At 60.1% G+C, this 25,089-nt stretch carries 16 protein-coding genes; 13 read left to right on the top strand and 3 right to left on the bottom strand.

Going from position 1 to position 25,089, the window contains the following annotated elements:
• Positions 1-379: 379 nt before the first annotated feature.
• Genes HU727_RS16800 through HU727_RS16790 form a run of 3 tightly spaced genes read right to left on the bottom strand, consistent with a single transcriptional unit; the run spans position 380 to position 4,919 of the window.
• Entirely contained in the window at positions 380-1,774 is a 1,395-nt protein-coding gene (locus tag HU727_RS16800) for an efflux transporter outer membrane subunit (protein WP_186532651.1), read from the bottom strand.
• Between the two features lie 7 nt (positions 1,775-1,781).
• Positions 1,782-3,755, bottom strand: coding sequence for a MacB family efflux pump subunit (locus tag HU727_RS16795; RefSeq protein ID WP_186532650.1), 1,974 nt, complete (start codon positions 3,753-3,755; stop codon positions 1,782-1,784).
• The gene (locus HU727_RS16790) at positions 3,756-4,919 is read right to left on the bottom strand and encodes an efflux RND transporter periplasmic adaptor subunit (RefSeq protein WP_186532649.1); all 1,164 of its coding nucleotides are present in this window, start codon (positions 4,917-4,919) and stop codon (positions 3,756-3,758) included.
• Positions 4,920-5,198: 279 nt separating this feature from the next.
• Between HU727_RS16790 and HU727_RS16785 the strand changes: the two genes are divergently transcribed.
• From HU727_RS16785 to HU727_RS16725, 13 genes are all read left to right on the top strand, one after another.
• Complete coding sequence (locus tag HU727_RS16785; protein WP_186532648.1) at positions 5,199-5,681, top strand: sigma-70 family RNA polymerase sigma factor; 483 nt, start codon at positions 5,199-5,201, stop codon at positions 5,679-5,681.
• A gap of 133 nt (positions 5,682-5,814) precedes the next feature.
• Positions 5,815-7,152, top strand: a complete 1,338-nt coding sequence (locus HU727_RS16780; RefSeq protein WP_186532647.1) for a lysine N(6)-hydroxylase/L-ornithine N(5)-oxygenase family protein — start codon at positions 5,815-5,817, stop codon at positions 7,150-7,152.
• A gap of 569 nt (positions 7,153-7,721) precedes the next feature.
• A complete protein-coding gene (gene mgtA, locus HU727_RS16775) occupies positions 7,722-10,421 on the top strand; it encodes a magnesium-translocating P-type ATPase (RefSeq protein ID WP_186532646.1) in 2,700 nt (899 codons plus the stop codon).
• A 336-nt stretch (positions 10,422-10,757) separates the two neighbouring features.
• Entirely contained in the window at positions 10,758-11,291 is a 534-nt protein-coding gene (locus HU727_RS16770) for a fimbrial protein (protein WP_186532645.1), read from the top strand.
• Positions 11,292-11,406: 115 nt separating this feature from the next.
• On the top strand, positions 11,407-13,821 hold the full coding sequence (locus HU727_RS16765) for a fimbria/pilus outer membrane usher protein (RefSeq protein ID WP_367617014.1): 2,415 nt from the start codon (positions 11,407-11,409) through the stop codon (positions 13,819-13,821).
• 29 nt (positions 13,822-13,850) lie between these two features.
• Complete coding sequence (locus HU727_RS16760; protein ID WP_186532644.1) at positions 13,851-14,585, top strand: fimbrial biogenesis chaperone; 735 nt, start codon at positions 13,851-13,853, stop codon at positions 14,583-14,585.
• On the top strand, positions 14,582-15,604 hold the full coding sequence (locus HU727_RS16755; RefSeq protein ID WP_186532643.1) for a fimbrial protein: 1,023 nt from the start codon (positions 14,582-14,584) through the stop codon (positions 15,602-15,604). The genes HU727_RS16760 and HU727_RS16755 overlap by 4 nt, the downstream gene beginning before the upstream one ends.
• Before the next feature lie 113 nt (positions 15,605-15,717).
• Positions 15,718-16,893 carry an EAL domain-containing response regulator gene (locus tag HU727_RS16750; RefSeq protein ID WP_186532642.1) on the top strand — a complete coding sequence of 392 codons (1,176 nt, stop codon included), beginning with the start codon at positions 15,718-15,720 and terminating at the stop codon, positions 16,891-16,893.
• A gap of 162 nt (positions 16,894-17,055) precedes the next feature.
• Positions 17,056-17,682 (top strand): response regulator transcription factor, encoded by a 627-nt coding sequence (locus HU727_RS16745; protein ID WP_186532641.1) that lies wholly within the window; start codon positions 17,056-17,058, stop codon positions 17,680-17,682.
• Between the two features lie 6 nt (positions 17,683-17,688).
• On the top strand, positions 17,689-21,318 hold the full coding sequence (locus HU727_RS16740) for a transporter substrate-binding domain-containing protein (RefSeq protein ID WP_186532640.1): 3,630 nt from the start codon (positions 17,689-17,691) through the stop codon (positions 21,316-21,318).
• A gap of 130 nt (positions 21,319-21,448) precedes the next feature.
• Entirely contained in the window at positions 21,449-21,862 is a 414-nt protein-coding gene (locus HU727_RS16735) for a DUF4398 domain-containing protein (RefSeq protein WP_186532639.1), read from the top strand.
• Positions 21,863-21,872: 10 nt separating this feature from the next.
• Positions 21,873-22,646, top strand: coding sequence for an OmpA family protein (locus HU727_RS16730; protein ID WP_186532638.1), 774 nt, complete (start codon positions 21,873-21,875; stop codon positions 22,644-22,646).
• Positions 22,647-22,796: 150 nt separating this feature from the next.
• A complete protein-coding gene (locus tag HU727_RS16725; RefSeq protein ID WP_186532637.1) occupies positions 22,797-25,004 on the top strand; it encodes an autotransporter outer membrane beta-barrel domain-containing protein in 2,208 nt (735 codons plus the stop codon).
• Positions 25,005-25,089: the final 85 nt, after the last annotated feature.

The following is a 25,089-nucleotide window of genomic DNA, read 5'->3' as shown; positions in this document are numbered from 1 at the left end:
TCGCTCCCACAGGTGGGGCTTGGTCGTGCCGAAAATTTCTGTCCAATCCGAATCCATTTGTGGGAGCGAGCCTGCTCGCGAATGCGGTGTGTCATCCAGATGCATCAGTGCCTGACACGACCTCTTCGCGAGCAAGCTCGCTCCCACATGGGGCCTTGGTCGTGCCGAAGATCTCGGTCCAAACCGAATTCCATTTGTGGGAGCGCGCTTGCTCGCGAATGCGTTTGTCATCCAACGCATCAGCGCCTGACACGGCCTCTTCGCGAGCAGGCTCGCTCCCACAAGGGACCTTGGTCGTGGCGAAGATTTGGCCTGGCCGAATGACCCCTGTGGGAGCGAGCCTGCTCGCGAGGGCGTCGGTTCAGCTGACGCGTCGCGGTCAGATCACCTCCCAGCCCCCACCCAAGGCTTTGTACAAGGCAATGCTGGCCTGCAACCGCGACAGGCGCAGTTGCACGTTCATGTCTTGCGCGGCGTACAGTGTACGCTGGGTTTGCAGCACGGTGAGCAGGTCTTCGGCGCCGGCCTGGTAACGGCTTTGGGCGATGTCGAAGGCGGTTTGCGCCTGGTTTAGTTCTTCGCTTTGCCATTGCCGCTGTTCGTCGAGACCCCGAATGCTGTTCAGGGCTTTTTCGACATCGGCGAAACCGTTGATGATCGCGCCGCGATAGGACTCCAGCAGTTCGTCCTGACGGGCCCTGGCCTTGTCGCGTTCGGCGCTGAGGCGGCCGTTGTTGAAGATCGGCGCCGTGAGCCCTGACGACAGATTGTAAAACGTCGTGCGCAGCATGTCGGCAGCGAGGTCGGCGCCGCTGCCCAGGCTCGCCGTCAGGGTGATTTTGGGCAGCATGGCGGCGCGGGCGACGGTCACATCAGCCTGGGCCGCCGCCAGTCTGGCCTCGGCACTGGCGATGTCCGGACGGCGGCTGAGCAAGTCGCTCGGCACGCCGCTGGCGATTTCCGGCCAGTGCAGTTGTGCGAAGGATTGCTCGGGCAACGGCAACGCTTGCACCGGTTGGCCGAGCAGCGCAGCAAGGCTGATCAGGGCTTCACGTGCCTGTTGTTGCACCAGCGGCAGTTTGCGCTGTTGCTCGGCTACCAGGCTTTTTTGTTGGGCCAGTTCCAGTGCAGTGGCGCTGCCGGCATCGAAACGGGTCTGGACCAGATGCAACACATTCTGCGCGTTGGCGAGATTGAGCTCGGCGATGCGCGTCTGCTCACGCAAGGCCAAGGCCTGGGTGTAACTGTTGGCGACACCGCTGAGCAAGGTCAGTTCGACAGTGGCGCGATCGAACTCGCTGGCCCGCACACCCAAAACCGCACTGTCGCGCGCGGCACGATTGCCGCCCCAGAAATCGATTTCGTAACTGGCGCTCAGCTCGGTATCGTAATAGTCCAGCGAGCGATTTTCGGGGCTGACATCCAGTTGGCTGTAGCCTTTGCCGTGGATCAGTTTCTGCCGGTTGGCGTTGAGCCCGGCCTTGAGTTCGGGCAGCAGCGGTGCGCCGGCAATGGTTGCGCTGGCCTGGGCCTGTCTGACGCGCGCGGCCGCCGCCGCAAGGTCGTAGCTGCCCAGCCTTGCCTGTTCCACCAGCCGATCCAGCTCGGGGCTGCCGAACCGGGTCCACCACTGTCGATTGCTGTGCAGCGCGCCGGGGTTATCGACCGACTGCCACGCGCTCGGTGGCTGCACGCCGCTGTCGAGGCGCGGCGCAGGGCTGCTGCAGGCCGCCAGCAAGAGGCTGGCGGACAGGAACGTCAGTCGCACTTTCATAGATCGATCATTCACTGGTAAGGGCTGTGACCGGGTCAAGCCGGGCAGCTTTGCGGGCCGGCATAAAGCCGAAAATGACACCGGTGACCAGCGCGCAAGCGAACGCGCCGATCACCGCAAACGCTTGAAAGGCAATCGCCACACCGCTGAGCAGCAGCACGCCACCGACCAGCAACGCCAGGCCGATCCCGGCGATCCCGCCGACCACCGAAAGCATCACCGCTTCAGTGAGGAACTGGCGCAGGATGTCACGCTGGCGCGCACCGGTGGCCATGCGAATGCCAATCTCACGGGTACGTTCGCGCACGGTCATCAACATGATGTTCATCACGCCGATGCCGCCGACCAACAGGGAAATCGCCGCAATCGCACCGAGCATCAACGACAGCGTGCCTTGCGTGCGCGCCTCGGCCTGAATCATTGCGGCATTGTTGGTCAGCTCGAAGTCCTTCTTGCCGTGGTGCCGGCGCAGCATCGCCTGCTCGATCGCCTGCTCGGCGTCCTTGACCTTGCGTGCATCCCTGGCGGCGATCACCACGTATTCGGGGTTGCGACTGCCGAACAGGCGCATGCTCGCCGCCGAATAGGGCACGGCGATGCGGTTGTCGCTATCGGAGTCGCCGGAGCTGGCGCCTTTTTCGGCGAGCACGCCGAGGATCTGGAACGGCACGTTTTCGATGAGGATGTATTGACCGATCGGGTCGGCAACACCCTTGAGCAACTTGTCGCGGACCTTGGTGCCGATCACCGCGACGGCAGCGGCGCTGTCTTCGTCGGCCTGGGTGAAGTAACTGCCCTGAACCACCGGCCAGTTGAAAATCACCGGAAAGTTGGTGTCGTTGCCGCCGACATAGCTGCTGTGGTCGGCATTGCCAAAACGCACGCCGGCGGTCGAGCCGTTGACCGGCATGATCCGTTCCACCTGGGGCAGGGCAGACAGTTCGGCGACGTCGTCAAGGGTGATGATGCCTGGTGGCGTGCGCGGGTTGGGCGCCGAGCCGCTGAGGTAGATGATGTTGGAGCCGAACGCGCCCATCTGCGCCATCACCTGACGTTTACTGCCTTCGCCCACCGCCAGCATCACCACCACAGATGCCACTCCAATGACGATGCCGAGCAACGTCAGCGCCGTGCGAAAGCGGTTGATCCACATCACCCGCCACGCGGCTTGCACGGCGTCCACCAGCTCACCTTTCCAGGCGCCGGTCTGGCTGCTGCCGCTGTTCAGGCGCTGGCGCAGATCGACCGCTTGCAAGGCGCCGGGTTTGGCTGTGCGTGGCGGCGCGGTCGCGTGCTCGGCGGTGTCGCTGATGACCAGGCCGTCACGAATTTCGATGATGCGCTTGGCCCGTTGCGCCACTTCGCGGTCGTGGGTGATGAGAATCACCACGTGGCCCTGATCGGCCAGTTCGTCGAGCAGGGTCATGACCTCGGCGCCGCTGTGACTGTCGAGGGCGCCGGTAGGTTCGTCGGCGAGGATGATGTGGCCGCCGTTCATCAGCGCGCGGGCAATCGACACCCGCTGTTGCTGACCGCCGGAGAGCTGATGCGGACGGTTGCCAGTGCGGCTGCCCAGGCCTAGCCGTTCCAGTAGCGCAAGGGCACGAGCATGTCGATCACTTGCCGGGGTGCCGGCATAGATCGCCGGCATCTCGACGTTTTCCTGCGCCGAGCCGGAGGGGATCAGGTGATAGCCCTGAAAAACAAAACCGAACGCTTCGCGGCGCAGCCAGGCCAGTGCGTCAGTGTCCAGGTGAGCGACGTTTTCCCCGGCGAAACGGTATTCTCCGCTGGTTGGGCGGTCGAGGCAGCCGAGGATGTTCATCAGCGTCGATTTGCCCGAGCCGGAGGCGCCGACGATGGCGACGAATTCGCCAGCGTGGATCGACAGATCGATACCACGCAGCACTTCCACTCGCGGGCTGTCATTGCCGCCGTAGGCTTTGCGGATCTGCCGCAGGTCGATCAGAGGCGTGTTCATTCAGTCTCCGCCAGCGCTGGCTGGAGCGCCGAGGATGTGTTCGCCCTCGGCCAGGCCTTCCAGTACCTGAGTGCGCAGGCGATCGCTGATGCCCGTACGGACTTCCCGGGCCTGAATATCACCGTTTGCCGCGACGATCTGCGCCCGTTGCCACTGCGGGCGCGAACCCGGTTGCAGCGCGGCGCTTGGCACGGTCAGGGTGTCCTGCGCCTGTTGCGCGACGAAGAACACCTGGGCGGTCATGTCGGTCATCAGGCTGTGATCGGTGTTATCGACATCAAGCAACACGGTGTACAGCACGACCCGTTCGCTGCCGCTGCGACCGCTGGTGGGGCTGCCGCCCTGATTCTGTTCGAGAGGACGTGGCGGCACTGGCAGGATCTGTCGCACGGTGCTGCTCCAGCGCCGGTTGCCGCCGCTGAGGGTGGTGAAATAGGCGCTCATGCCCGGTTTGACGTGGCCGATGTCGGCTTCCGACACCTCGGCCCACACCGTCATCGGCGATAGACGGGCGATGCGCAGGATCAGCGGAGTTTGTTGCTGTGCGTTGAGCGTCTGGCCTTCGCGCGCACCGACGGCGACCACGGTTCCGCTCATCGGCGCGTAAATGCGCGTGTAGCCGAGCTCCGCCTCGTCACTGCGCAGGCTGGCCTGAGCCTGACGGATCTGCGCCTGGAACATGTCGATGCGTGCCTGTGTCGCGCGAACTTCGGCGCGGGCAGTCTGCACGTCTTCTTCGCGCGTGGCGCCACCGGCGGCGAGTGTCTGCTGGCGCTGATATTTCTGTTGCGCCAGATCGTGCTGAGCCCGTTGCTCCTGCAGCTGCGCCTTGAGGTTTTCGATGGAAAAGCGCCCGGCATCCAGCTTGGCTTTTTGCGTGGACGGGTCGATCTCCACCAGCAACTGGCCTTCCTTGACCGTGTCGCCGGCCTCGACGTGAATCTTCTGAATCTGCCCGGACGCCTGCGCGCCGACATCCACATAACGGCGCGGCTGCAAGGTGCCCAGCGCCGTCACGCTGTTTTCGATATCGCCCCGACTGACTTGCACAGTGGCGACGGCATCGCGGCCGGGTGGGAGCACTTGCCAGGCGGCAACGGCGATCACGGGGATCAGACAGAGGGCGCCGAACAGGGCGCGTCGGGCAGGGCGGGGACGTTTCATGCAGGGTTCCGGCCAGTGGTTGCGGCCCGTCGCAAGTCACGACAGACACGGGGGCTGTCCTGTAAACGAGGCATGCGTCACGGAATTTAGCCGCAGATACAACGAGTAACTGCCCACGAGGTACGACTATTTGTCCGTGATATGGAATCAGCTCTTTAAATCTATATGAGAATTACTATAAATTACGCACCTCAAGTTGCCACTATCTTGCTACCGCGTAATCCGCAGGCCGGACGAGTGTGCTCAAGGACAGAAACGGCATCGATGCGGTCGGGAGTCATGTTGGAAAACTACTATCGTGAGCTGGTGTGTTTCCTCAACGCCAGACTGGGCAACCGTCAGGTCGCCGAGGATGTGGTGCATGACGCCTATGTACGCGTGCTGGAGCGCTCCAGCGAAGTACCGATTGAACAACCCCGGGCCTTCCTCTATCGCACCGCATTGAACTTGGTCATCGATGACCACCGCCGCAACGCGCTGCGCCAGGTCGAATCGCTGGACGTGCTCGACAACGAAGAGCGCTATTTCACTCCGTCTCCCCATGGCACCCTCGATCATGGCCAGCGTCTGCAGATGCTGCAGCGCGCGCTGGCAGAATTGCCGCCGCTGTGCCGCGACAGCTTTCTGCTGCGCAAGATCGAAGGCATGTCCCATCAGGAAATCGCCAAGACGCTGGGCATCTCCCGGGCGCTGGTTGAAAAACACATCGTCAACGCCATGAAACATTGCCGGTTGCGTATTCAGCAATGGGATGTCCAATGATCCGCCCCGGTTAAATTTCCTTTCATCGTCCTCGTTCCTACTCAACAGACGACCTGCTGACCTGATTCAGGCCGGGCAGGCCACCCAGGGCTTTTTTCCCCGCGTTGAGGGGTTCATCCAGAGGACACTGGAAATGACACAGGCAATTGCATCGCCCATCGTTCACGACCTGATCGGCGTCGGTTTCGGCCCTTCGAACCTGGCGCTGGCCATCGCCCTGCAGGAGCGCGGGGCGAACCAGGGCGAGCTGGATGTGCTGTTCCTCGACAAGCAGACCGATTACAGCTGGCACGGCAACACCCTGTCGACCCAGAGCGAATTGCAGATTTCCTTTCTCAAGGATCTGGTGACCCTGCGCAACCCGACCAGCCCGTACTCGTTCGTCAATTACCTCAAGCACCACGGGCGTCTGGTTGACTTCATCAACCTCGGCACGTTCTATCCGTGCCGCATGGAGTACAACGATTACCTGCGCTGGGTGGCCGGGCAGTTCACCGAGCAGAGCCGTTATGGTGAAGAAGTGCAGTTCATCGAGCCGGTACTGCACAACCAGCAGGTTGAAGCCTTGCGGGTGATCTCCCGAGGCGGCGACGGCCAGCAGTTCGTGCGTACCACGCGTTCGGTGGTGGTCAGCGCTGGCGGGACACCGCGCATTCCGGAGGCGTTCAAGGCGCTGAAGGGCGATCGCCGGGTGTTCCACCATTCGCAATACCTGTCGCAGATGGCCAGGCAGCCGTGCGTGAACAATCAGCCGATGAGCATTGCGATCATCGGTGGCGGGCAGAGCGCGGCGGAAGCCTTCATTGACCTCAACGATTCATTCCCGTCGGTGCAGGTCGATATGATCCTGCGCGGCTCGGCGCTCAAACCAGCGGACGACAGCCCGTTCGTCAACGAAGTGTTTTCGCCGGAGTTCACCGACCTGGTGTTCCAGCAGAACAGCGCCGAGCGCGAGCGCCTGGTCAACGAGTATCACAACACCAATTATTCGGTGGTCGACATCGACCTGATCGAGCGCATCTACGGAATCTTTTATCGCCAGAAAGTTTCGGGAATCGCCCGCCATGCTTTCCGCACGCTGACCACCGTCGAGAGCGCCACAGCCACGCAACACGGTATCGAATTGGCCGTGCGCAACAACGCTACCGGCGAAGTCACTGTGCGCAATTATGACGCCGTGGTCCTGGCCACCGGTTACGAGCGGCAGATGCACCGCAAGCTGCTGGCGCCGCTGGAGGAATACCTCGGCGAATTCGAGGTCGATCGCAATTACAAACTGCTCACCGACGAGCGCTGCAAGGCGGGTATCTACATGCAGGGCTTCTGCCAGGCCAGCCATGGCCTGAGTGATACGTTGCTGTCGGTGCTGCCGATTCGCGCCGACGAAATCGCCGGCTCGCTGTACGAGCATGGCAAGCATCGCGGGCACAGCCGTTCGATGGCGGAGCTGTTGCTGGCAACGGCCAGCTGAATTTCCGTAGCCCAGATCGTTCCCACGCTCTGCGTGGGAATGCAGCCCGGGACGCTCCGCGTCCCTTCCGGAAGCCGAACGCGGAGCGTCCGTTGAGGCATTCCCACGCAGAGCATGGGAACGATCTTTGGGGTGATCCTGAACCCTTCCTGAACACCCGCCACATTCCCCTTAAAGACCACTTCCAGCCGTTTCGCTGCGGGCGTAAGCTTCGCGCGTTTTCATCAATTGCGGAGACCCACAGTGGGTACTTGTTCGAGTGACAGTTGTCGGCCGGTCTCGATCACCGGCAGATTCTCGGCAAGATAACGCGCAGCCTTTCCCTGCCGTTGTCTCGCCGTAACAGCGAGCAGCGGCATCCCGTGCACGGCCAGTCTCTGGTTGTGTCTCGACGTCCTTCTCATCGACGCTGAAAAGAGCGTGGTTACGACTTCGTGGTCGTGGTCGCACTCGTTCGACACGCCTGTCTTTTGACTGGCGCGCCAGCCCTTGCCGCACCGGTTTACCGGCGAACGAGGCGCGGCCGTACCTGCTCGACGGTTTCCCGGCTGACCACAGGGGACACAGCCATGAAACTCACGCTCAAGGAATTTTTCGCAGGCTTTCTGCGCACCCGCCACATCGCCCGACACTTCCGTCGTCTGGCGCTGCTGGATTCGATCAATGACACCACGGTCAGCCGTGAAGTCCCGCCGACACTGGCCACGACGCTGGCCAACGCCGCGCATTGCGACAGCGGTGTGCTGCTGTCATCACTGGGCGCGCATGCCGACGGCCTCACCGATTTCGAAGTCGATGTCCTGCGCGCGCAGCACGGTCTCAACGAAGTCGAGCACGAGCAACCGCTGCCGTGGTCGACCCATCTGTGGCACTGCTACAAAAACCCGTTCAACCTGCTGCTGACCTTGCTGGCGGTGATCTCGTGGCTGACCGAAGACCTGAAAGCGGCCGTGGTGATTTTCTCCATGGTGGTGCTGTCGACGCTGCTGCGTTTCTGGCAGGAGAGCAAATCCAATCAGGCCGCCGACGCGCTCAAAGCCATGGTCAGCAACACCGCCACGGTGCTGCGCCGTGATGAGCCACGCCGCGAAATCCCGATCAAACAACTGGTGCCAGGCGATCTGATAGTGCTCTCGGCCGGCGACATGATTCCCGCCGATTGCCGCGTGCTCAGCGCCAAGGATCTATTCGTCAGTCAGGCAGCGATGACAGGCGAGTCGATGCCGGTGGAGAAGTTTCCCCATCAGGCCGATCGCCTTACACGCAACCCGCTGGAGCTGGACAACATCCTGTTCATGGGCACCAACGTGGTATCAGGGACGGCGACTGCGGTGATTCTTGCCACCGGCAACAGCACTTATTTCGGTGCGCTGGCGCAACGTGTCGGCGCGACGGATCGGGCGGTAACGTCGTTCCAGCAGGGCGTCAACAAAGTCAGCTGGCTGTTGATCCGCTTCATGTTCGTGATGGCGCCGCTGGTGCTGTTCATCAACGGTTTCACCAAGGGTGACTGGACTGAAGCGTTGCTGTTTGCGCTGTCGATTGCCGTCGGGCTGACCCCGGAAATGCTGCCGATGATTGTCACCTCGACGCTGGCCAAAGGCGCGGTGTTCCTGTCGCGCAAGAAAGTCATCGTCAAACGCCTCGATGCGATCCAGAACTTCGGCGCCATGGACGTGCTGTGCACCGACAAGACCGGCACCCTGACCCAGGACAAGATTTTTCTCGCACGTCATGTCGATGTCTGGGGGGAGGAATCGGATGATGTGCTGGAATTGGCTTACCTCAACAGCTACTACCAGACCGGCCTGAAAAACCTGCTGGATGTCGCCGTGCTGGAACACGTGGAAATTCATCGCGAGCTGAAGGTCGCTACAGCGTTTCGCAAGGTCGATGAGGTCCCGTTCGACTTCAGTCGTCGGCGCATGTCGGTGGTGGTCGAAGGCCATGGCCAAGCGCATCAACTGATCTGCAAAGGCGCGGTGGAGGAAGTGCTGGCGGTGTGCAGCCGCGTGCGTCATGGCGATGTCGATGAAGCGTTGAGCGATGAACTGCTGGCGCGGATTCGCCAGGTCACCGCAGCCTTCAACGCCGAAGGCTTGCGCGTGGTGGCAGTGGCGGCGCGCTTGATGCCCGAAGGGCGCGACACCTACAGCCTCGCCGATGAACAGGCGCTGACGCTGATCGGTTATGTGGCGTTTCTCGATCCACCCAAGGAGAGCACAGCACCAGCGCTCAAGGCGTTGGCCGAGCATGGCGTGGCGGTGAAAGTGCTGACCGGCGATAACGAACTGGTCACCGCAAAGATCTGCCGTGAGGTCGGTCTTGCCCAACAGGGCTTGCTGCTGGGCAATGACATCGAGCACATGAGCGATGCCGAACTGGCCATCGCCGTGGAGACCACCAATGTCTTCGCCAGACTGACGCCATCGCACAAGGAGCGCATCGTGCGCCTGCTGAAAAGCAACGGTCACGTCGTTGGCTTCATGGGCGACGGCATCAACGACGCACCGGCGCTGCGCACCGCCGACATTGGTATCTCCGTGGACAGCGCCGTGGACATCGCCAAGGAAGCGGCGGATATCATTCTTCTGGAAAAGAGCCTGATGGTGCTGGAGGAGGGCGTGCTCGAAGGGCGTCGTACCTTCGCCAACATGCTCAAGTACATCAAGATGACTGCCAGCTCGAACTTCGGCAACGTGTTCTCGGTACTGGTAGCCAGTGCGTTCATTCCGTTCCTGCCGATGCTGCCGATGCACCTGCTGGTGCAGAACCTGCTCTACGACATTTCGCAGATCGCCATTCCGTTCGATAACGTCGACGATGAGATGCTGAAAAAACCGCAGCGCTGGCAGCCGGGTGACGTCGGGCGTTTCATGCTGTTCTTCGGGCCGATCAGTTCGATCTTTGACATCACCACCTTCGCCTTGATGTGTTACGTGTTCGACGCCAACACCCCGGACCACCAGACGCTGTTTCAGTCCGGCTGGTTCGTGGTCGGTTTGCTGACCCAGACGCTGATCGTGCACATGATCCGCACGCCGAAGATTCCTTTCCTGCAAAGCCGTGCCGCCGCGCCTTTGCTGGTGATGACGGGCGTGATCATGGCGGTAGGCATTTTCCTGCCGATGGGCCCGCTGGCGCACTACTTCAAATTGCAGGCGCTGCCGTCACTGTATTTCGTGTTTCTGCCAATGATCCTGCTGGCGTACATGGCCCTTACACAAGCGGTCAAAGGGTTCTACATCCGTCGGTTTGGCTGGCAATAACCGCACGGCCGCGGATGCGCCCGCGAGCGCGAGCCTGTTCAGGCGGGAATTGTCCTACACGCCAGCAAGAAAGAGCTTACATTTTCAACCTTGGGTCTCGACCACTATTTGTTTCGGAGCAGACATGCCCGGCGACCTGAATATCGACAACGGCATAACGATCGGGCACTGAAAAATGGACGTTTCGGCAAGGAACGCCGGACACGTGGGGGACTATCAGTTGCCGCGTCGAACATCGGTTCATTGGCAACAGAATAGAACCGATGGCCGTTGAACACTGTTACGGGAAGCCAGGCCGCTGGGCCGAATCAATAACTTTCCCAAGAGAAGTACATAATGAAAAAGTTTGTCGCTGTTACCGCCGCTACCGTTGCCATGGGCCTGGCTTCTTTCGCCAACGCCGCAACGCCGGCAACCGGCAATCCTGGCACCGTGCGTTTTATCGGTGAGATCGTTTCCGGTGCCTGCGGCATCGACGCCAGTTCTCTGGACCAGACCGTTTCCCTGGGTCAGGTACCATCGAATCAGTTCACCAGGCTCGGCGATCGTTCGACGCCGGTCAAGTTCGATATCGTGCTGACCGACTGCGACACTGCCACTCAGAAGAACGCGCGCTTCACCTTCAGCGGTGTGCAGGATCCCGCGGTTCCGGCGCTTTTCGCCACCACCGGACTGGCTCAGAACGTCGGTATTCGTCTGCAGTCCAGCGCCGGTGAGATGCTCGATAACGGCAAGGAACAGGTAGCGCCTGTGGTCCTGCAGGACGGCAACAACACCGTGAGCTTTGCCGCCATGTACGAGTCCACTGCGGCCACCGTCACCACCGGTGAAGCGGACAGCGTGGCCAACTTCACCGTGGCCTACAACTGATACGCCCGTATCGCTGGTTGTAAAGAGAAAGGGGTGAAAACCCCTTTTTTCTTTTCCTTGAAAGTTCTGATGAAGGCTATTTCCCGTGTACGGCCGAAAACTTTTCGTGTCTTGCGTGTTGATCTCTTGTGCCCGTTATTCGAGCGCCGTGGAGTTCAATGCGGAGTTTCTGAATATCGATCAGCACGACGATATCAGCCTCGGACAGTTTGCCCATGCGCAATACACCGCGCCGGGTCGTTATTTGCTGGATATCACCGTCAATCAGCGTTATTTCGGCTCGCGCACCCTTGAGTTCAGGGCCGGCGATCAAGCCGACGACAGTTACGTCTGTCTGCCTGAAGAACTGGTCGCAACCTTTGGCTTGAAGCCCGGCGTGCTGCGGACGCTGCCAAGGCTGGCCAACGGCCAATGCGTGGATCTGCGCGGTATCGACAACGCCTCGATCAAGTACCTGAAGAATCTGGGTCGTCTGTCGATCAGTCTGCCCCAGGCAACGTTTGAATATGCCGACCCCAACTACATCCCGCCCGCCGCATGGAGCGTCGGGCTCAACGGCGCGTTGCTCGATTACCGAGTGATCGCCAACAGCCGCGAGTCCACCGGCCAGTCGGGCAATTCGCGTTCGCTGCAGAGTTACGGCACGGCGGGCATCAACCTCGACGCCTGGCGTCTGCGTGCCGACTATCAGGCGCGCCAGGAATCCGTCAGCCAGGGCAACGACCCGCGCGGCGAAGCGTTCCAGTTGAACCGCTTGTATGCCTATCGAGCCTTGCCCTCGATCCGTTCGAAGCTGTCCGTGGGTGAGGATTACCTGAATTCCGACGTGTTCGATACTTTCGCCTTGCGCGGTGCGACGCTGAGCAGCGACGACCGCATGCTGCCGCCGAACCTGCGCGGTTACGCGCCGCTGATCAGTGGACTGGCGCGCACGAATGCGACGGTCACGGTATCGCAACAGGGTCGGGTGCTGTACTCGACGACGGTGACGCCCGGTGCGTTCAGCATTCAAGACCTCAACAGCAGCGTACAAGGCACGCTGGATGTCACGGTGCGCGAAGAAGATGGCACCGAGCAGACATTCACTGTCGCCACTGCCGCCGTGCCGTTTCTCTCCCGTGAAGGTGAGCTGCGCTACAAGGTTTCGGCCGGGCAGCCACGCCTGACCGGCGCGGGTGGCACCGAGCCCGGCTTCGTTGCAGCGGAAGCGGCTTACGGGCTGGCACGCGACTGGACCCTCTACGGGGGCCTGTTTGCAGCTTCGGGATATCAGTCCAATGCTTTCGGTATCGGCAAGGATCTGGGCGTGTTCGGCGCCGTGTCCGGCGACGTCACGACATCCCGGGCAAAGCTGCGCTGGAATGGCCAGACCGTGGTCGGCAATTCCTACCGGATCAATTATTCCAAGCGGTTCGACGCGATCGGCACCGATCTGCGTTTTCTGGGTTATCGCTTTTCCGACAAGACCTTTACCAATTTTTCGCAGTTCGCCGGCGATGTCGATTCCTACGCACTTAACTCGGGCAAGCAGCGATATTCAGTGACGGTGGCCAAGCATTTTGCCTGGCTGTCGACGAGTTTTTCCTACGACCATTCAACCTATTGGGATGCGCCGGCGGCCGATCGTTTTGGCCTGAGCGTGGCGCGCAGTCTTTCCCTGGGCAACGTCAAGAACATCAACGTCAATCTGTCGGCCTACCAGACACGGAACAGCCGGCAGAACGATTCGCAGATTTACCTCGGCCTGACCGTGCCGCTGGGTGGCAACTCGATGCTGTCGAGCAATCTGCAGCGCTCGGGCTCGGGCAGTTCCGCAACCAGTGTCGGTTACAGCCACGATAACGGCGAGGGTGTGAATTATCAGCTGTACGGCGGCGTGGGCGACAACCGCTACGTTAATGCGTACATCGCAAAACGTGCCTCAAGTTACCGCGCCAATGCTTCGGCGAGCACCGATGGCAACACCTATCGCTCGCTGACCGGCGAACTCGACAGTTCATTGGTGGCGACGCGTTACGGGGTGACTGCGCACGGCAACGGCAGCAACGGCGACACCCGTTTGCTGGTGTCCACCGACGGTGTGTCGGACGTTGCCTTCAGTGGCCAGACCCGCAGCAACCGCAACGGTTATGCCGTGATGGATGGTTTACCGTCTTTTCAGGCTTACGAAGCGCGGGTCAACGTTGAAGAGCTGCCGCTCAATACCGAAGTGTCCAATCCGATCCAGCGCCTGGCGCTGACCGAGGGCGCTATTGGTTACGTCAGTTTCGCCACTGGCCAAGGCCATAACGCGTTTGTCGAGTTGCGCCGTGGCGACGGCAAACCAGTGCCGTTTGGCGCATCAGTGCAAGACCTGCACACCAATAGGGAAGTGGGCATCGTCGGCGAGGTGGGCGTCACTTATCTGTTGGGCATCAAGGCCGGGGCTGAGCTGGTGGCGCGTTGGGACGACGCCGGCCAGTGCCGTCTGGCCAAACTCCCTGAACAAGACGTAGTGACCAGCGTTGCTACGCCTGCCCAGTGCCTGTAATCGTCTCTCTCAATAAACCCGGAGTCACCATGTCTCGTTTTGCTTCAAGTCCAGCTCATCGCCTGTTGATTGCCACCGGCCTTTTCATGCCGCTGCTGGCCAGCGCCGCCGTGGTACCGGATCGCACCCGCGTGGTGTTTGAAGAAAGTGCCCCTTCAGTGAGTGTCACGGTCAGCAACAAGAACCCGCAATTACCGTTCATCGTGCAGTCCTGGATCGAGAACGAGGGCGGGGAAAAGATCACGTCGCCGTTCATGGTTTTGCCGCCCTTGCAACGGATCGAGCCCAACGAGAGCAGTGTGCTGCGGATCGTCAAACTGCCGCAGACAGCTTTGCCAACGGACCGCGAGTCGGTGTTCTACCTCAACATTCGCGAGATTCCGCCGAAGACCCAGGCCGTCAATTCGATGCAGATCGCCTTGCAGTCGAAGATCAAATTGTTCTATCGCCCGGCAGCGGTAAAGCGCGAGCGCGGCGAGGATCTGGCGCTCGGGCTGAAACTTGAAATCGATCCGGCGGCGAAACAGTTGATCGTCGATAACCCGACCGTCTTTCACATCACGGTAGTCGGCCTGCTTGCCGGTCCGGAGAAACTCAAGATGCCCATCGATACCGTGATGATTGCCCCTCGCGGCAGCGCCCGGTTCGCCTTGAGCAACACTGCGTTTAGCACGCTGAGGATTTCGAACATGAATGACTTCGGCGGTCAGTCCGACACCTTGTTCAGCTGTGTAGCGAACCTGTGTCAGGGCGTGAAGCCATGAAATCGTGCCCCATGCTGACCCGGCTGGCAGTGGCTGCGGTAGCGCTGGTGTTCTCCCAGTTCGCCTCGGCCATGGTCTGCAAGTCTATTGATGCCGGGAGTTACTTGAGTGAATACATCGGGCCGGTGTCGGTGCCGGACACCGTACCTGACGGCACGATCATCTGGCGCTCGAAAACCCATGTGGTGCCGGCCAACTGCTGGAAACTTTTCGACTTGCACTATCGGGAAGACGATCCGATCTACTTCTATGGCAACCCGGCCGGTCTCAATCCGACGCCGTGGGGCATCGAGTTTGGCCTGGTCTATCGCGGGGTGACGGCATGGGACGGCGACTGGAGTTCCAACCCGACTCAAGGGGTAAACAGTGGCTTCGTCTCCCCGGGCTGCCCGAGCGCCAACAGTGGCGCGGACATGCTTGCCTGTTCGCGGGTGACGCCGAGCATTGCCTTTCAGGTGGTTATCCGCAAACGAGGCTTGATGCCGTTGCAACGGCCATCGCAAGACACCTATGACGTGTTCCAGTTCGACGGCCTCTACGGCCTCAACGGCGGGCCGAGCAACCCGGCGGGCAACTTCCGTTTTCAGCTCAGCGGGTTGCAGAACATAGTCGGCACGGCCTGTACGGTGGACGTGACGGTGACGCCCGAGCCGGGAATCGTCGATTTTGGTGTGATCCAGAAAATCGCCACGGGCTTTTCGCCACCCAATCCAGTCAGGCCTTTCAGCCTTGCTCTGGAGAAAAAATGCAGCAGTGCGATCAACATCGGCGCGACGTTTGTCACCGCCAATCAGGACGGGCTATACAACATTCTTCCGGCAGCAGGCAGCCAATTCGGTATCCAGATACGTGACGCGCGCAACAATCTGGTGCCAGTCAACGAGCCGTTTCCCTTGGCCAATTTCTCGGCCGAGATGAGCCATATCGATGTGCCATTCAGTGCCTCGCTTGTCGCGCTGGGTGAGCCAGAGACTGGCCGGTTCGAGGCGATCATGGTGGTGCAGATCGTCTACTACTGACTGAGACTTCGCTGGGAAATTTCCTACACTTGCGCAGGATAAATCCTTCGTTCTGCTTGGCCTCCGGTGGCCACTATCGTGTTTCCCCGGGACGATTGAGTGATGAAAGGACGATGGCCTCCCCACGAGTTTTGGTGCTGGAAAATCATGAGTTTGCCCGCAATGTCCTGGTGAGGATGTTGCATCGCCTGGGTGTGCGTGACGTGTTGCAAGCGCCGGACGCCGAACAGGCCATGGTGCGGATGCATTTGCAGGGCGGGGTCGATATCGTCTTGTGCGACCTGACGGATCGCGGCGTCGATTGCCTCGAGTTTCTGCGTCTGGCCAGCCACAGTGGCATGGTCCGTGCGGTGGTGCTGTGCAGTGAATTGCCAGCGGAGATACGGCGTACGCTGGGCCAGATGGTGTCCCTGGCAGGCCTGCAATTGCTGGGTGTGCTGAGCCGACCGGTGCAGCTGCGTGCCTTGCACCGCCTGCTGCAACGCTACAGTCGCACGCAGGTAGTGTCGACGCCAAGGACTTTGAACAACGTGCTGCCCAGCGAGGATGAGGTTCGACGCGGGCTGGCCCTGGGCGAGTTCCGCGCCTGGTTCCAGCCGCAGTTCCAACTGCACAGCGGCACGGTGAGCGGGGTGGAGGCGCTGGCGCGCTGGGAACATCCGGCGCGAGGCATCTTGCTGCCCGGTGATTTTCTGGCCGCCATACTCGCCTACGATTTGACCGACTTGATGTTCAAACATTTGCTCGAGCAAGGCCTGAACCTGCTGGGAATCATGCGTGATCGCGGCTTGGCGATGGTGCTGTCCTTCAACCTGCACGCCTCGCAAGTCAAAGACAATGGCTTGGTGGAACACATCAAGCAGACTCTGGATCGGCATGGTTTCAACGGTTCGGTGCTGATGTTCGAAGTAGCGGAAAATGGTTTGCTCGATTGCCCGTCCGACACTCAGGAAAATCTGTTGCGTTTGCGCCTGCTGGGCTGTGGTCTGGCGGTGGACGACTTCGGTGTGGGCTTTTCCTCGCTGAAGCTGTTGAGCGAGTTGCCGTTTACCCAGCTCAAGCTTGATGGTCGTTTCGTTCAGCACCTGGACCGACCGGGCAGTCGGGCAATGGTTTCCGGTACCCGGGAGCTGGCGCGGTCGTTGGGAATGGCGCTGGTAATTGAAGGCGTGAGCGGCCCGCAGATACTCGAGCATTTGCTGGAACTGAAGTGCGAGATCGGCCAAGGCTATTACCTGGCCAGGCCCATGAATGGCCATGACCTGCTCAAATGGCTGGAGAGGCGATAACTGTGCTTTTAAGTTGTACATTATTTGATGCGATGTACAAGAAACTTCCTACACTCCAGTCGTGCTCGTGTATTTTCGACACGTGGATCGTCTGGGTTGATGTCCCACCGCTGTTCCTGATGTAGCCGATGATGTACGTCGACGTGTCTTACAGGAGTTTTTATGCTTAAAGCGATCATCGTGGACGATCATCCGTTCATTCGCTCTGCCGTCAGAATGCTGTTGAAACAGGAACACTTCGCCGTCGTTGCCGAGGCTGATAATGGCGCCGACGCGGTGCAACAGGCCCGTGAGCATCAGCCCGATCTGATCATTCTCGATATCACCATGCCCAAGCTCGACGGGCTGGAGGTGATTTCGCGCATCAGCGCGCTGAACCTGTCCTGCAAGATCCTCGTGCTGACTTCGCAATCGGCGCAGTTCTATTCCATGCGCTGCATGAAGGCCGGCGCCGCCGGATACATTTCCAAGACCAACGATCTCGACGAACTGGTCAAGGCGATCAAGGTGGTGATGGACGGGTATACGTTTTTTCCCAACCTGGCCAACAGTTCGGTGCGCCGCAGCGATGCCCAGGCCACCGATCTGGAGTTGATCCAGAGCCTGTCCGATCGCGAACTGACGATCCTGCAACAATTGGCCAAAGGCTTGAGCAACAAGGAAATCGGCGATGCGATGCTGCTCAGCAACAAGACAGTCAGCACCTACAAGACGCGGCTGATCGAAAAACTAAACGTCAAATCGGTGGTGTATCTTGCTGATTTTGCCAAACGCAACAACCTGCTCTAAGTGATCATGTTCGCCAGAAAATGCCTCGTCGGGCTGCTGGTGTTCAGCGCCATGGCGAGCCTGCCTGCTGCGGCGGCGCCGTCGGCTGATACGTTGCAGCTGCTGGGCCGCTCGGACGTCTCCGAATACGCGGCGTCGCTTGACGAGACGGATTGGAGCTGGTTGCGCCGCAAGGGCAAATTATTGCTGGGTGACAGCAGTCCGGATTATTCGCCGTTCGCGATCACCGTTAACGGCAACGATTACGAGGGTCTGACCGCTGACTATGCGCAGCTGGTCGCACAGTTGCTGGACGTTGATGTCGAGGTGCGGCGCTATGCCTCGCGCAGCGATTTGTTGGCTGCGCTGAAACGTGGCGAGATCGATATGGTCGGCACGGCGAACGGCTTTGAAGCGGCGGACCCTGAATTGGCGATCTCGCTACCTTACGCCGAGGACAACCCGAGCCTTGTGACGCGTCTCGATGACAGCGCCAGCCTGCCGCCGGATCTGGCCGGCAAGCGCGTAGCGATGCTGTATCACTACCTGCCACCGGAAACGGTCAAAGCGTTTTATCCCAAGGCCAGCCTGCAAGTGTATCCCTCGACCCTGACGGCCATCGGCGCTGTAGCGTTCGGCCAGGCCGATGTCTATTTGGGTGATCTGATCAGCTCCAACTATCTGATCAAGAAAAACTACCTGAACAACGTTCAGCTCAGCGATTTTTCGCGAATGGAAACGCAGCCCTTCAGCTTCGCCGTGATCCGTGAAAATCAGCGACTTTTACGCGTTGTCGACGCGGCACTGAAAGCCATTCCCGCGGAAGAACGCATGAGCATTCGACGCCGCTGGAGCGTCGGCGGCGTGGCAATCCCCGGACAGCACGTACTGCATTTCAGCGTCAGGGAACAGCGCTGGCTGGACAAGCATCCGCGCATCAAAGTCGCCATCAATGAGAACTTCCTGCCGCTGACTTTCGTGGATGAGGCGGGCAAGTTTCGCGGCATCAGCGCCGACGTGCTGGCGAAGATCAGCCTGCGTACCGGCTTGCAGTTCGATATGCAGCGGGTCGATTCGGTCGGCGGGCTGATCCGCGCAGTCACCAGCGGTAAGGCCGACATGCTGGCGGCATTTACCCCCAGCACCGAGCGTGAGGGCGAATTGCGGTTCACCCGGCCGTATCTCATCAACCCGTTTGTCCTGATCACCCGCCGCGATGGCGCGCCTGCAACGCTGGATCAGATGGCGGGCAAGCGCCTGGCGCTGATCACCGGCAACGTGTTGCGCGAGTACCTGATCGAGCAATTCCCCAGTGTGCAGCTGGTGCCGGCGAGCAACGCTTCCGATGCCATGGAAAAAGTCGCCACGGGCGAGGTCGACGGCGCGATCAATTCGCTGATCAGCGCGCGTTATATGATCTCGCGCCAGTACCGCGACAGCTTGCAGATCACCAGCACCGTCGGCACGCAGCCGGCGCGTATTGCCTTGGCCACCAATCGCGGTGCGCTTGAGTTGTACTCGATCCTCGACAAGGCCCTGCTGAGTATCAGCCCGGAAGAAATGGACGAGCTGACCAACCGCTGGCGCAGCGAAGTGGTGGTCGATGACAATTATTGGCTGCGCAATCGCGGCATGATCATTCAGGGCTTTGTGATTGCCGGCGTATTGCTCTTGGTGGCGCTGGGCTGGATCGCTTATTTGCGCCTGTTGATGCGCAAGCGTCGCCAGGCGGAAATCGCCCTCAACGATCAGATAGAGTTCATGCGCGTTTTGATCGACGGAACGCCCCACCCGATTTATGTACGCGACCGCGAAGGTCGCCTGGTGATTTGCAACAGCGGTTACCTGCAAGTTTTCGGTGTGGCGCGTGATGCAGTCATCGGCAAGACCGTGATTGAGGGCGTGTTGAGCGATGCGCTACAGGCTCAGGCCTATCACGATGACTATCTTCAGGTCATGGACGAGGGACAACCGAGCATCCAGGACCGCAGCCTGACGCTGGCCGACGGCCGCAGCTTGACGATCTATCACTGGATGCTGCCGTACCGGGGCAGCGACGGTGCGGTCAACGGCATGATCGCCGGCTGGATCGATATCAGTGAACGCCAGCATCTGTTGCACGAGTTGCAAATCGCCAAGGATACGGCCGACGATGCCAACCGCGCCAAAACCACCTTCCTGGCCTCCATGAGCCATGAAATCCGCACACCGATGAACGCTGTCATCGGCATGCTCGAACTGGCTCTGAAGAGGGCTGATCAAGGCGTGACTGATCGTTTTGCAATCGAGGTGGCATCGGGCGCCGCGCGGGGCTTGCTGGATTTGATCGGCGATATTCTGGACATTGCACGGATCGAATCGGGGCGCCTGTCGCTGGCGCCGCAACGCGCCAACCTGCGCGAGCTGGTCGAATCGGTAGTACGCATCTTTGAAGGCCTGGCGCGGCAGAAGCAGTTGCGACTGCAACTTGACCTGGACGCCTTGAGCAATGTCGATGTGTTGATTGATCCGCTGCGTTTCAAACAGGTGCTGTCGAATCTGCTGAGCAATGCGATCAAGTTCACCGATGTCGGCAAAGTGCAGTTGGGCGTGCAAGTGGAGCCTGGCACTGGTGAACGACTGCGCCTGCGTTTGCTCGTCAAGGACAGCGGCCGGGGGATTTCACAGGACGATCAGGCGCAGTTGTTCACCCCGTTCTCCCAAGCGGCCAACCACGGTCAGTCGGCTCGCAGTGGTTCCGGTCTGGGACTGGTGATCAGTCGCACGCTGTGCGAAATGATGGGTGGCAGCCTGACGTTGTCGAGCGAACTGGGGCAGGGCACGCAAATTGAAGTGCTGCTGAGTCTGCCGACCCTCGAGCCGCTGGTAACCGCGCCGGTGGCAGACAGCGAGCCACTCGGCAGTCAGCACAGCTTGAATATCCTGGTGATTGACGATTACCCGGCCAACCGCTTGCTGCTGTCGCAACAACTGAGTTATCTGGGCCATCGGGTCACCGACGCTGAAGATGGTGCTCACGGCCTGCGCGCCTGGCGCGGCGCGGCATTCGATGTGGTCATTACCGATTGCAACATGCCGATCATGGACGGTTATGAGCTGGTTCGGGCGATACGTGATGAAGAAGCCACGCGGGGGCTGCCGCGCAGCCTGGTGCTGGGGTTCACGGCCAATGCCTTGCCCGAGGAAAAACAGCGTTGCGCCGAAGCCGGCATGGACGATTGCCTGTTCAAACCGATCAGCCTCAAGGATTTGAATCAGCGTCTGGTCGCCATTGTGCCGAACCCGCGTCCGGCGGTAGAGGTGCCGGACAACCCATCGGCAGTCGGCGACATCGATCTAGCCAGCCTCGAACAGCTGACCCGGGGCGATCCGGATTCGATCAAGAGCCTTTTAAGCGATCTGGCCACCAGCAACGCACAGGACATGGCCAGGCTGCTGCGTCTGTTCACCGCCCATGACATGCCCGGGCTTGCCGATCTGGCGCACCGGGTCAAGGGCGGCGCGCGGATCATCAAAGCAAATGCGCTGATTCAAGCCTGCGAGGCGCTGGAAATTGCCAGCGAAGGGCTGGATACCCGGCGTGTGACCGAGGCGGTGGATGCCCTGCAACAGGCCATGGAGAAGTTGTCGATGCAGTTGGACGAACATCTGGCGTAATTGCTTATTTTCGTTTTCGGGACCTTGCTTGCGAATTTTCCTACATTCGCAACCCGCCCTCCGTCGCTAACGTGCAGGGGGTTCGGCGCAACGCCGACCCACCTTCATTAGTTATCGTTTGGAGCTGTTGATGACCCTAACCCGTATGTCTTCCCGAGCACGCCTGGCCATCAGTGGAATGGCCGTCGCGGCGGCCTTGAGCGCCTGTGCCAGCGCGCCGCTGCCGGAACAACAGATCACTCTGGCCAAAGATGCGGTCAACCGTGCGGTCGCAGCCGAGGCAACTCAGTACGCACCGCTGGAAATGCAATCGGCGCAGAGCAAAATGTTGCAAATGGAGCGCGTTCTTGGCGAGAAAAACTTTGCGCAGACCCGGCTGCTGGCCGAGCAGATCGAAGCGGATGCCAATCTGGCCGAGCGTAAATCCCGTGCCTTGAAATGGCAGAAACAATTGACCGATGCCCGCAGCGGTATCGAAGTGCTCAAGCAGGAAATGCTGCAAGACCCGGTCACCGGCTTCAACCCGCCTGCCAGCGCTCAATAAGGACATCTCCATGACCACTTCCAAACTGTTACCCGTCGCTTCCGTTTTGGCCGCGTTGCTTGCCGGCTGCGCCACGCCGCAAGAGAATCCCCAGTTGATACAGGCACGCGCGCAATTCGCTGCCCTGCAGAACAAGCCCGAATCCAACACCATGGCGGCTCTGGAAACCCGCTCGGCATTCGCTGCGCTGAATGCGGCCGATCAGGCTTCCTTGACGGACCGCGAAGCGCCTCAGGTCGATCAACTGGCCTATCTGGCCAGCCAGAAAATCGCGCTGGCTGAACAAACCATTGCGGGGCGCCAGGCTGAAGCCGGGCTGAAGAAAATCGACGCCGAGCGCACGCAGGTGCAATTGGATGTGCGAACCCGGCAGCTCAAGGCATTGCAGGCGATGAAGGCCCGGCAGACCGATCGCGGGCAGGTTGTGACTTTCGGCGATGTGCTCTTTGACACCGGCAAGGCCGATCTCAAGTACGGCAGCCAGCGGCAGTTCCAGCAGTTGGCTGACTTTCTCAATGACAATCCGGAGCGCAAGGTGCGCGTCGAAGGCTTCACCGATGACGTTGGCAGTGACGATGCCAATCAAGTGCTATCCGAGCGTCGGGCCGCTTCGGTTGCCGTGGCGCTGACGAAGTTGGGTGTCGACCGTTCGCGGATTCTGACCCAGGGTTACGGCGAGGAATATGCAGTCGCCGATAACGGCAATGCGGCCGGTCGGCAGCACAACCGCCGAGTGGAAGTTATCGTCTCCAATGGCGCTGATACCGTGGGCATTCGTCGCTGATACGGTAGCGCTTCGCTCTCTTGCAATAAGAGGGCGTGGGTCGAACGTGTAAATCGAGCTAGGAAATTTCCTACAAACACAGGGAAATTTCCTGCTCTTTTCCTTCTCTCCAATCTCTAAATTCGTTACCTCATCAACGAGGTACGACCCATGAAAATTGTCCATGCGAAAACGCATCACGCACTGACCCTGTCCCCCTTGGCGCTGGCTGTTGTCATGCTGATGCCGACGCATGCGCAGGCTTTCACCGCAACGGTGAGTAACGGCGCGGTGATCAATGGCGAAACCGTCAGCGCCGGTCAGCAAAACATTGGCACCAACGGTACGGCCAACAACACTTTGATTGAAGCCACGGGCAAGCAAGCGGTATTTCAGCATGGCATTTCGAACGATGCCGTCGTTCACGGTCAACAGATTGTCACCAGCGGCACCTCCAACCGTACCGTGGTCAATGCCGGCGGCTTGCAGAGCGTTTCCCTCCAGGGGGTCGCCAACGACACCGTCCTCAATGGCGGTACGCAAGCAGTAAAGAGCTTCAACGCTGTTGCAAACCGCACCGTTGTCAATCAGGGTGGCGTTCAGCATATGTCGCTTTCTGCCTTGGCCGCTGACACGGTCATCAATACTGGCGGGGTGCAAATCCTTACCGACCTGGCGCAGGCGCGCAACACTCAAGTGCTGAGCGGCGGTGAGCAGCGCATCGTGGTTACCAACATAGGTGCTGCTGTTGCTACCGACACCCAAGTCAACGGTGGCCTGCAGAGCGTCTATGACAAAGGCACTGCCAACAACAGCACAGTCGGCAACGGCGGCCAGGTCAATTTGTACACCGGCGCGCAAGCCAACGGACTGATCGCCGAGGCAGGCGGCACCGTGAATGTCATGGAAGACGGCGTGAAAACCGTTGACACCCTGACGCTCAACGGCGGTCGCCTGGCCTTCGTTCCGAGCGGCGATGGCTCATTCAAGACCTTCACCGTCGGAGCCTTGTCCGGCAGCGGCAGCGTGTTGATGAACACCAACATCGCCAATCAGCAAAATGATCTGCTGGTGGTGCAGGGTGCGGGCCAGGCCAGCGGTGATCACACACTGATCGTCGGTGATTCGGGGCATGAGCCGGCTTCGGCGGATGGCCGCTTGCTGTTGGTTGATACCAACGGCGGCTCTGCGAAGTTCGGACTCGCTGGTGGCCATGTCGATGCTGGTGCGTTTCGCTACACCTTGCAACAACAGGGCGATGACTGGGTTCTGGCGAGTGGCGGCAGCATTCCTGTCGACCCTGTTGACCCTGTTGACCCTGTTGATCCTGTTGATCCTGTAAATCCGGTTGATCCTGTAAATCCGGTTGATCCCGTCAATCCCGTTGATCCAGGTAAACCTGTCGAACCGGCAAAACCCGTGGAGCCGGTAAACCCGACGCGCCCGTTCGATCCTGCGCCGGAGCAACTGTCCAAAGGTGCCAACGCTGCCATTGCCGTGCATACGGCGGGCGCCAGCCTCTGGAGCGCCCAGATGAATGCGCTGGTCAAGCGCCTCGGCGAACTGCGAATGGGCAAGGATGATGGCGGCGTCTGGACCCGGGCCATCGGTAAGCGTCTGGATATCAGCGAACACTCCAGCCGCGCCTACAGCCAGGACATCACCGGCCTGGAAATTGGTGCTGACAAGGCCTTCGCCGTAAACAGCGGCAAACTCTATGTGGGTGGCATGGTCGGCACGGCGCGTTCCGATCTGGACTTTGGCGAAGGCGCGACCGGCGATATCGATAGCCGCATGTTCGGCGTGTACGCGACTTACCTCAACGACAACGGTGTGTACGTCGACAGCGTATTGAAGTACAGCCGTTTCGATAACGAGATCAAAACCCCGACCAACCTTGGCCAAGCCGTGAAGGGGTCCTACAGCACCAACGGCATCGGCGCTGACATCGAAGTCGGCAAGCGAATCGATTTGAAGGATGGCTGGTTCGTCGAGCCGCAGGTTGAATTGACGGTCACCCGATCGCAAGGAGCAAGTTACACCGCCAGCAACGGTTTGCGGGTCAAGTCTGACGATCTCGATTCACTGCAAAGCCGCGTCGGTTCAATGTTCGGCCGCAGTATGGAATTGAGCAACGGCATGAAGGCTCAGCCGTATGTCAAAGCGTCGTACATCGCTGAGCACAAAGGTAGCAGCAAGGTGAGCGTCAATGGCAACCGGTTCGATGCCGAATTGCCGGGCAATCGTGTCGAGCTCGGCTTCGGTGGCGTGCTGCAGGTCAGTGAGAAAAGCAAAATTTCGCTGGATGCCGAGTACGCCAAAGGCAACGGCATCGAACAACCCTTCGGCGTGAGCCTCGGCTATCGCTACCTCTGGTGAGTTGCACCTGCCACGTCGGATAGTTCCGGCGTGGCTTTTTGCTGAAAATCCTTGGGTAATTCCGGGATTTTCAGAACAGTCCTAC

The organism is Pseudomonas khorasanensis, assembly GCF_014268505.2.
GTDB classification, from domain to species: Bacteria; Pseudomonadota; Gammaproteobacteria; order Pseudomonadales; family Pseudomonadaceae; genus Aquipseudomonas; species Aquipseudomonas khorasanensis.
The sequence above is the reverse complement of the archived record's forward strand: the minus strand, read 5'-3'. Positions and strand labels throughout refer to the sequence as shown.